The sequence below is a fragment of the Brevundimonas sp. UBA5936 genome (assembly GCA_002430835.1).
GTDB lineage: Bacteria > Pseudomonadota > Alphaproteobacteria > Caulobacterales > Caulobacteraceae > Brevundimonas.
Genome location: DJDA01000114.1, coordinates 1 through 7,972, shown reverse-complemented (window position 1 = coordinate 7,972; position 7,972 = coordinate 1). Strand labels below are relative to the sequence as shown.

Annotated in this window: 7 protein-coding genes; 1 reads left to right on the top strand and 6 read right to left on the bottom strand. The window is 70.3% G+C overall.

All coding sequences use genetic code 11. The features are described from left to right. From B2Y21_RS11405 to B2Y21_RS11385, 5 genes are all read right to left on the bottom strand, one after another. A partial coding sequence (locus tag B2Y21_RS11405) for an AAA family ATPase (protein ID WP_292059863.1) occupies positions 1-2,224 on the bottom strand: 2,224 nt, incomplete at its 3' end. A 10-nt stretch (positions 2,225-2,234) separates the two neighbouring features. Continuing rightward, a complete protein-coding gene (locus B2Y21_RS11400) occupies positions 2,235-2,879 on the bottom strand; it encodes a DsbA family protein (RefSeq protein WP_292059861.1) in 645 nt (214 codons plus the stop codon). A 7-nt stretch (positions 2,880-2,886) separates the two neighbouring features. Next, positions 2,887-3,492 (bottom strand): thioredoxin domain-containing protein, encoded by a 606-nt coding sequence (locus tag B2Y21_RS11395; protein WP_292059859.1) that lies wholly within the window; start codon positions 3,490-3,492, stop codon positions 2,887-2,889. A gap of 28 nt (positions 3,493-3,520) precedes the next feature. Then, positions 3,521-4,156, bottom strand: coding sequence for a thioredoxin domain-containing protein (locus B2Y21_RS11390; protein ID WP_292059857.1), 636 nt, complete (start codon positions 4,154-4,156; stop codon positions 3,521-3,523). Between the two features lie 99 nt (positions 4,157-4,255). After that, entirely contained in the window at positions 4,256-4,819 is a 564-nt protein-coding gene (locus B2Y21_RS11385) for a DUF721 domain-containing protein (RefSeq protein ID WP_292059855.1), read from the bottom strand. A gap of 21 nt (positions 4,820-4,840) precedes the next feature. Here B2Y21_RS11385 and mutY point away from each other — a divergent pair, with 21 nt between their 5' ends. Beyond that, a complete protein-coding gene (gene mutY, locus B2Y21_RS11380) occupies positions 4,841-5,863 on the top strand; it encodes an A/G-specific adenine glycosylase (protein WP_292059853.1) in 1,023 nt (340 codons plus the stop codon). Positions 5,864-6,091: 228 nt separating this feature from the next. Here the strand turns inward: mutY and B2Y21_RS11375 are convergent, their stop codons facing one another. Beyond that, positions 6,092-7,747, bottom strand: a complete 1,656-nt coding sequence (locus B2Y21_RS11375; protein ID WP_292059851.1) for an amylo-alpha-1,6-glucosidase — start codon at positions 7,745-7,747, stop codon at positions 6,092-6,094. Positions 7,748-7,972 lie beyond the last annotated feature (225 nt).

Genomic DNA, 7,972 nt, shown 5'->3' with positions numbered 1-7,972 from the left:
CCTGCCGCAGGCCGACGACGACGTCGGAGGACGACTCCACCGAACTGGCCTCGGCGAAGGCGGCCTCGGCCTCCTGCACCTCGCCGTCCAGCCGGGCGACGCTTTCGTCCAGCGACTGGGCGCGGGCCTCCTTGCGGGCCTGATCGCGCATCAGGGATTCCAGCCGGTCGCGGGCGGATACGACCTGCTTGTCCAGCGTGAAGGGGCGCATGCGCGCGGCCTTCACCTCTTCCTCGGCGGCGCGGAAAGCTTCGCCCGCCGCCTTCAGCGCGCCTTGCGCCGTTTCCAGCGCGGGCTTGCCTGTGTCGATGTCGGCTTCCAGTTCCGACAGGCGTGTGCGCTGGGCCAACCGCACGGCGGCAGGACGCGGCGCCTCGGCGCGGCTGACAAAGCCGTCCCAGCGATAGAGGTCGCCCTCCACCGTGGTCAGGCGCGCGCCACGCGGCAGGGCGCGGGCCAGTTCGGCGATCCGTTCACGCGGGGCCACGCCGCAAAAGGCCAGACGCGCCGCCAACTGATCCGGCGCCGTCACATGGGCGGACAGAGGCTCGACGCCTTGAGGCCAGTCCGGCGGCGATGCCTCGGCGCCCGCCCAATGCGCCGGAGCTCGGGCGTCCAGCGCCGCGTCCAGATCATCGCCCAGCGCCGCCGCCAGCGCGGCCTCATATCCCTTGGCCGCCGACACCCTGTCCAGCGCCGGAGGGTGCTCGCGCTTGCCCGTGACCAGCAGTTGGGCCAACCCGCGCGCCTCGGTCTGCAGACGGCCCAGCCGGTCCTCGGCGGCGCGGGCGGCGGTGCGCGCCTCCTGCTCGGTGCGGGCGATGTCGCTGCGTTTGGTCTCGGCGGCCTCGACGGCTTCACGCGCGGTGGTCAGTTCGGTCTGAGCGGTTTCCAGCGCCGCCTTGGCCGTCTCGATCTCGGGCGTTTCCAGCGGGCCGAGGGCCTCACGTTCGCGGCGGGCCTGTTCGTGCTGGCCTTTGACGCGCGCCAGCCGGGCCTCGGCGTCGCGCTTTCTGGCGCTTTCGGCGTTGGCGCGGGCCTCGACGGCGGCCAGCGTCCCGGCCAGCCGTTCGACCTCGGCGTCGGCGGCCTTGCGCGCGTCCTCGGCCTCCAGCAGGGCGCGTTCCAGTTCGGGGCCGCGCTCAGGGGCGGCGGCGATCTCGGCCTTCAGCTTCTCTAGCTCGCGGTCCAGTCGCTCCAGCTCGCGCCCGGCGTCGGCGGCCATGCCGTCCTCGCGCGCGCGGTCGGCCTCGATGCGGGCGACCTCGGCCTTCAGGCGGTCGACCTCGGCGCGGGCGGCCTGTTCGGCCATGTCCAGCCGGTCGCGCTCGATGATGGCCCGGTTCAGCAGGGCGGTGGCGACCGCGTCTTCTTCACGCGCAGGCTTCAGGCCCTCCTGAGCGTTCAGGGCCGCCGTCTGGGCCGCCGCCGCCGCCGTGGTCGTCTCGGCCACCAGCCGGTCAGCCTCGCGCAGTTCGGTCGCCGCCGTCTCGGCCGCTGTTTTCGCATCCGTCCAGCGGACGTAGAGCAAGGCCGCCTGCAACGCGCGGATCTCGGCCGAGATTTTCTTGTACTTCTCCGCCTGACGCGCCTCGCGCTTCAGCCGGTTCAGCGTCGACTCCAGTTCCTTGCCGATGTCGTCCAGCCGGTCGAGGTTGCTCTCCGCCGCCCGCAGCCGCAGCTCCGCCTCATGGCGCCGGGTGTGCAGGCCCGCCACGCCCCCGGCTTCTTCGAGGATGCGGCGGCGGTTCTGCGGCTTGGCGGCGATCAGTTCGCTGATCTGGCCCTGCCGCACCAGGGCCGGGCTGTTGGCGCCGGTCGAGGCGTCGGCGAACAGCAGCTGAACGTCGCGCGCCCGCACCTCCTTGCCGTTGATGCGATAGGTCGAGCCGCGTCCGCGCTCGATCCGGCGCGAGACTTCCAGCATGGGGCTGTCGGTAAAGGGTTGGGGCGCGCGCTTCTGGGCGTTGTCGATGGTCAGTTGGACTTCGGCGTGGTTGCGCGGCGGACGGCCCGCAGCGCCCGCGAAGATCACGTCCTCCATGCCCTGGCCGCGCATGGCCTTGGCCGAGTTGGCGCCCATGACCCAGCGCAGGCTTTCCAGCACGTTTGACTTGCCGCAGCCGTTCGGCCCGACAATGCCGGTCAGACCGGCCTCGATCTGCACCTCGGCCGGGTCGACGAAGGATTTGAAGCCGACGAGCCGGAGGCGCTGGAACTGCATCGCGTCTCGATCAGCGCGCCCGGATCAGCGGGTCGATGGCCGCCGACAGGGCTTCCAGCGAATGGTCGCTGACCCGCCTGCCGTTGACGAAGAAGGACGGCGTGCCCGTCACCCCTGCCGCCACGGCGCCGTCGACCTCGGCCTGCAGGGCCTGGCTGGTCGCGGGGTTCTTCATGCAGGTCTCGATCTGCTCCTGACTGCGGCCGCTGGCGGCGATGGCGGCGGCGAACCAGTCGCGGGCGTCGCCTTTTTCAAAGGCGGCGGCCTGACCGCTCATCAGGCTGTGCGCCACGTCGAAGAAGCGGTTCGGGGCGGCGCAGCGCGCGATGCCCGCCGCCGTCGCCGCGATCTGGGCCGGAGGCGTCGGCATGTCGCGGAACACCAGGCGCACCTTGCCCGTGTCGATGTAGAGGGCCTTGAACTGCGGCAGGATGTCATTGGTCCAATGGGCGCAGTGGCTGCAGGTGAATGAGGCGTATTCGATCACCGTCACCGGCGCATCGGCCCGGCCCAGCACGCGGTCCGCCGCCGTGACGGCGGGCACGGCCGCCGTCGTGGAGGCGCGCGTCACGGCCGGATCGAGCGCCAGGACTGGAGCGGCGTTCAGGCTGGCTAGGGCCACGATTGACAGAAGGTGCAGGAGGCGAACAGTCATGCGGATTCTATAGCAGGGGATCGATGCTGGCCGACAGACCGGACAGGGAGTTGTCGGTCACGATTTGGCCGTTGACCATGAAAGTCGGGGTACCGGCCACGCCTGCCGCCGACGCCTGCTTGATACGCTGTTCCAGGGCGGCGACGGCGGCCTTGTCGGTGGTGCACTCTTGGAACTGGGCTTCGCTGAGGCCAGCGGCCTGGGCGGTGCGTAGCAGGATCTCGCGCGGCGGGACGCCGTTGCGCATTTCAGTCTGTGCCCGCATCAGGTGGTCGACGACCTCGAAATACTTATCGTCTCCGGCGCAGCGGGCGATCAGGAACCCCGCCACGGCGACATCTTGGGGCGGAGTGGGGAACTCCCGGAAAACGAAACGAACCTTGTTATTGTCGACATATTTGGCCTTGAAGTCAGGCCAGACTGTCTCATTCCAGGCGGCGCACCCGGCGCAGGTGGTCGAAGCGTACTCGACCACCGTGACGTTGGCCCCCTCGGCCGCGCCCATGGCCATATCGCCCTGCGTCGCCGCCGCTCCGCTTCCGCCGCTCTGGTTGCAGGCGGACAAGATCAAAGCCATGGCCGCCATGCCGACGACCGCTGCACGTTTCATCATGTCCGCCCCCTCCTCCCGTTTGGACGACTTACTTCGTCAGCTCGGCGTCGATGACTTCGGACAGGCCCGACAGCGAGGTGTCCGCCACCTTCACGCCGTTGACGGTGAAGTAGGGCGTGCCGGTCACGCCGGCGCTGATGCCTGCCTGGATGCGCTTCTCCATGGCCTCGATGGCGGCCTTGTCGCGGATGCAGTCGTTGATCTGCTGCTCGCTGAGGCCCGCCGCCTGACCGGCGCGGAACAGGGTGGTGCGCGGCGCGACGCCCGCCTGCCATTCCTTCTGGCTGGCCATGATGTCGCTGACGACGTCGAAATACTTGTCCGGACCGGCGCAGCGGGCGATCAGGAAGCCGGCGACGGCGATGTCCTGGGGCGGGGTCGGGAATTCGCGGAAGACGAAGCGGACCTTGTTGTTGTCGACGTACTTCGTCTTGAACTCGGGCCAGACTTCTTCATTCCACACGGCGCAGTGGCCGCAGGTGACCGAAGCGTATTCCACGACCGTGACCTTGGCGCCTTCGGGGGCGCCCTTGGCCATGTCCCCTTCGACCGCGCCGCCGGCGCCGCCGCCCGAGCAACCCGCCAGCACGGCCATCGAGGCCAGGGCGGCTGCGGACAGGGCCGCGCGGCGGCTCATGGCGGCGTATTTGAAGATCGGGGCCATCGGCTGGTCCTTGTCAGAAATGAGATTCAGAAACGTCGCGCGATTCGTGCGCGCTGGCGAAATCGTCTGAATGTCGAGAACGCCGATGGCGAAGGTTTGTCAACGCTCCTCGTCGCGCGGAGGCTGCGACAGCACGGCGCGGCCCAGCTTGCCCAAGGCCGCTTTCAAGCTGTCGGGCGCCGCTTCGACCGAGGCGTTCAGCGCCGCTTCCGTTGCGGCAGGCAGGGGCGGCAGGACGGCGCCGCCGCGCGGGCGGGGCTTGGCGCCCGAAGCGGGCAGGGGTTTCACCGGCCCTTGGGCGATACGCAGCTTCTCGACCGAGCCTGCGCCCAGGAACAGGTTCACGCGCTGAATGATGTCGGCCGACTGGTGCTGGACCAGCAGGGCGGCGGGTCCGGCGACGCGCAGCTCCAGCACGCCGCCCGCATTGCCGCGCCCTTTGGTCAGCTTCTGCGGGCGGGTGACGCGGGCCAGCCGCTCCCCCACGATCTCGACCCAGCGCGGCTCCAGCGCCGAGGCGCCGCGCCCGAACTGGGCGTCCAGCTTCTTGATCAGCGGCGCTAGCGACCGCCCAGCCGGAGGCGGCGGGCGCAACGGCGGGCGCGTCCGGCGGCGGGCCAGGATTTCGCGCGCTTCGCTTTCGGTGGGCAGGGGACGACGCATTCGTCCTATATAGCCTGACCCATGCCCGACGTCCCCTCTCTCCGCGCCGCCCTGCTCGATTGGTATGACGCCCATGCGCGCAGCCTGCCGTGGCGCGCTCCGCCGGGGGCGAAGGCAAAGACCGACCCCTATCGCGTCTGGCTGTCCGAGGTGATGTTGCAGCAGACGACGGTGCCGCACGCCGCCCCCTATTTCGAGCGGTTCACCACGCGCTGGCCGACGGTGGGCGACCTGGCCGCCGTCGAGGACGCCGAGCTGATGGCCGCCTGGGCGGGGCTGGGCTACTACGCCCGCGCACGCAATCTGCTGGCCTGCGCCCGCGCTGTGGCCGCCGATTACGGCGGAGCCTTCCCTCAAACCGAGGCCGATCTACTGGCCTTGCCGGGGGTGGGCGCCTACACCGCCGCCGCCGTGGCCGCCATCGCTTTCGACCGACCCGCCAACGTCGTCGACGGCAACGTCGAGCGGGTGATGAGCCGCCTGTTCGCGGTCGAAACGCCGCTGCCCGCCGCGCGGCCCGAGCTGCGCCGCCTGGCCGCCCTGTTCGTCGACGACCACCGACCTGGCGACTGGGCGCAGGCCTTGATGGACCTCGGCTCGGGCGTCTGTCGGCCCCGGTCGCCGCTGTGCGATCAGTGCCCGCTGACCTTCGGCTGCGAGGCGCTGAAGACGGGGGCGCCCGAACGCTATCCGTTGAAGACGAAGAAGGCCGAGCGGCCGCATCGGCGCGGCCACGCCTATGTGCTGACCGATGACGCGGGGCGTGTCGCCCTGGTGCGGCGGCCGGACAAGGGGCTGCTGGGCGGCATGGCGGGCCTGCCGACCTCGGATTGGAGCGCGGCGCCGGAGTTTGATCCGCCGGTGAAAGGCGACTGGCGGGCGGCCGGATCGGTCGAGCATGTCTTCACCCACTTCAGCCTGACGCTGGAGGTGCATGTGGCTGAAGGGCAGGGCGACTTCCTGTGGGCCACAGCGGACGAGGCGGCGAAGGCTCTGCCGACCGTTTTCCGCAAGGCGCTGGAGCGCGGCCTGGGAACCTATTGAGTATCGGAGAACCAAAGGCGCCGCCCCATCCAAGCCCTTCTCCCCTTGTGGGAGAAGGTGGGCGCCGCAAGGCGCTCGGATGAGGGGGTAGCGCTAGGCTTGGGCTTTGTGACTTCGGCCGGATGTACAAACGGACGCCGGTGCGGACACACCCCTCATCCGTCTCGCTGCGCGAGCCACCTTCTCCCACAAGGGGAGAAGGACGAAGCAGGCGTTACTCCCCAGAACCTACCCCGTCGCCCTCAGATTCACCGCGCCGCTGCGCTCGCGCGGCATGACCACGACATGGCCGTTCAGGCGCTGGAAGTGCAGGTCGATCACCCCGTCGCCGACCTTCAGCCGCGTAATCGACAGCCGGTCCAGCCCGGCGGGCAGGGCGGGATTGTTGACCTCGACCAGCCCCTCGGCGGCGTCGATGCTCAGGCCCAGCACCGACTGCATCATCAGGAAGACCGACCCCGCCGCCCAGGCCTGGGGCAGGCAGGCGACCGGATAGGCGATCGGCGGCTCGCCGGTCTCGCGCACGAAGCCGCAGAACAGTTCGGGCAGGCGCATCTGGAAATGCGCGGCCGAGCCGTAGATCTCGCCCAGCAGCATGGCGACCGCACGCCGCTCGCCGTAACGGGCCATGCCCGCCGCCGCCAGGGCCGTGTCGTGCGGCCAGACCGAACCGTTGTGATAGCTCATCGGATTGAAACGGGCCTGGCCCTTGGCCAGGGTCCGCAGACCCCAGCCGGAACGGAATTCCGCCGTCAGCATCCGCCGCGTCACCCGTCGCGCCCGCTCATGCGAGGGCAGGCCCATGAACAGCAGATGCCCGGCGTTGGAGGCGACGGCCCGGCACTGTTCCCCGTCGCCGTCCAGGGCGATGGCGTAGAAGCCCTCGTCCTCCATCCAGTAGCGGTCCTCGACCAGGGCGCGCAGCGCCTCGGCCCGCGCGGCCCATTCGAGGGCGCGGCCGTCGCCCAGCACCGCGCCCATCTCGGCCAGCGCCTTCCAGGCGGCGAAGGCGTAGCCCTGGACCTCCAGCAGGGCGATCGGCCCCTTGGGAAAGCGGCCGTCGGCGTGGAAGATGGAGTCTTCGGAGTCCTTCCAGCCCTGGTTCGACAGGCCGGTGTCGGCCGCGCGGGCGTAGTCGATCAGGCCGTCGCCGTTGCTGTCGCCATAGTCGCTCATCCAGCCCGCCGCCGCGATCAGATGGGGCCAAAGCGCGCGGATGGTTCCATAGTCGTTGGTGCGCTTGGCGTAGGCGCCGGCCAGGGCGATGAACAGGCAGGTGGTGTCGACCCCGCCGTAGTAGAGGCCGAACGGCACCTCGCCCAGCACGCTCATCTCGCCGCCGCGCGTCTCGTGCATGATCTTGCCGGGGGCGGAATCCATGAAGGCGTTGGTCTCTGTCGCCTGACGCGAGGCCAGATAGGTCAGCACCCCCTTGGCCAGGCCGGGGTCGATCCACAGCATCTGCCAGGCGGTGATGATCCCATCGCGCCCGAACGGGGTCGAGAACCACGGCGTCCCCGCATAGGGATAGGGGCCGGTCGGCAGGTCGGTGACGAGCAGGGCGATGTCGGCCCGCGACTGCCGCAGCCAGTCGTTGAAGCCCTGGTTGCGCCCGCCCTCGACGATGGCGCCGCGCCGCAGCCGCCGCCGCATGGCCAGCCGCGCCAGAATGGCGTGCCAGCGCCAGCGCGCCTCGTCCGGCTGCTCGCAGGCGTCCAGGCCGCATTCGACGAACAGGTCCAGGCTGCGCCCGCGCGGCAGGCTGAACATGAACTCGGCCCGGTTGGCGCTGAGGCGGGCGGGCGGCTCGGAAAAGGCCAGGCAACCGGTGCGCGCCACCCCGTCCAGCCCGGTGGGGGTGAAAGGGGGGCGGCGTCTGGGCATCGCGGGTTGAGGGAGAGCGAACTGCTGTCGAAGCAGGGGGAAGAGGAAGGGGAAGAGGGGGGGGAAGGGGGGGGGGAAGGAGAAGGGGGGGAAGGGGAGGAGGGAGGCGAGGGGGGGGGGGAAGAGGGGAAAGAGGGAGAAGAGGAGGGGGGGGGAGAGGAAGAGGAGAGGAAGGAGAGGGAGAAAGGAGGGGGGGGGAGAGAGGGGGAGGAAGGGGGGGGGGGG

Excerpts from the sequence above, each read along its gene's own strand:
- B2Y21_RS11400 (WP_292059861.1), bottom strand. The coding sequence starts at position 2,879 with ATGACTGTTCGCCTCCTGCACCTTCTGTCAATCGTGGCCCTAGCCAGC.
- B2Y21_RS11395 (WP_292059859.1), bottom strand. The coding sequence starts at position 3,492 with ATGATGAAACGTGCAGCGGTCGTCGGCATGGCGGCCATGGCTTTGATC.
- B2Y21_RS11390 (WP_292059857.1), bottom strand. The coding sequence starts at position 4,156 with ATGGCCCCGATCTTCAAATACGCCGCCATGAGCCGCCGCGCGGCCCTG.
- B2Y21_RS11385 (WP_292059855.1), bottom strand. The coding sequence starts at position 4,819 with ATGCGTCGTCCCCTGCCCACCGAAAGCGAAGCGCGCGAAATCCTGGCC.
- mutY (WP_292059853.1), top strand. The coding sequence starts at position 4,841 with ATGCCCGACGTCCCCTCTCTCCGCGCCGCCCTGCTCGATTGGTATGAC.
- B2Y21_RS11375 (WP_292059851.1), bottom strand. The coding sequence starts at position 7,747 with ATGCCCAGACGCCGCCCCCCTTTCACCCCCACCGGGCTGGACGGGGTG.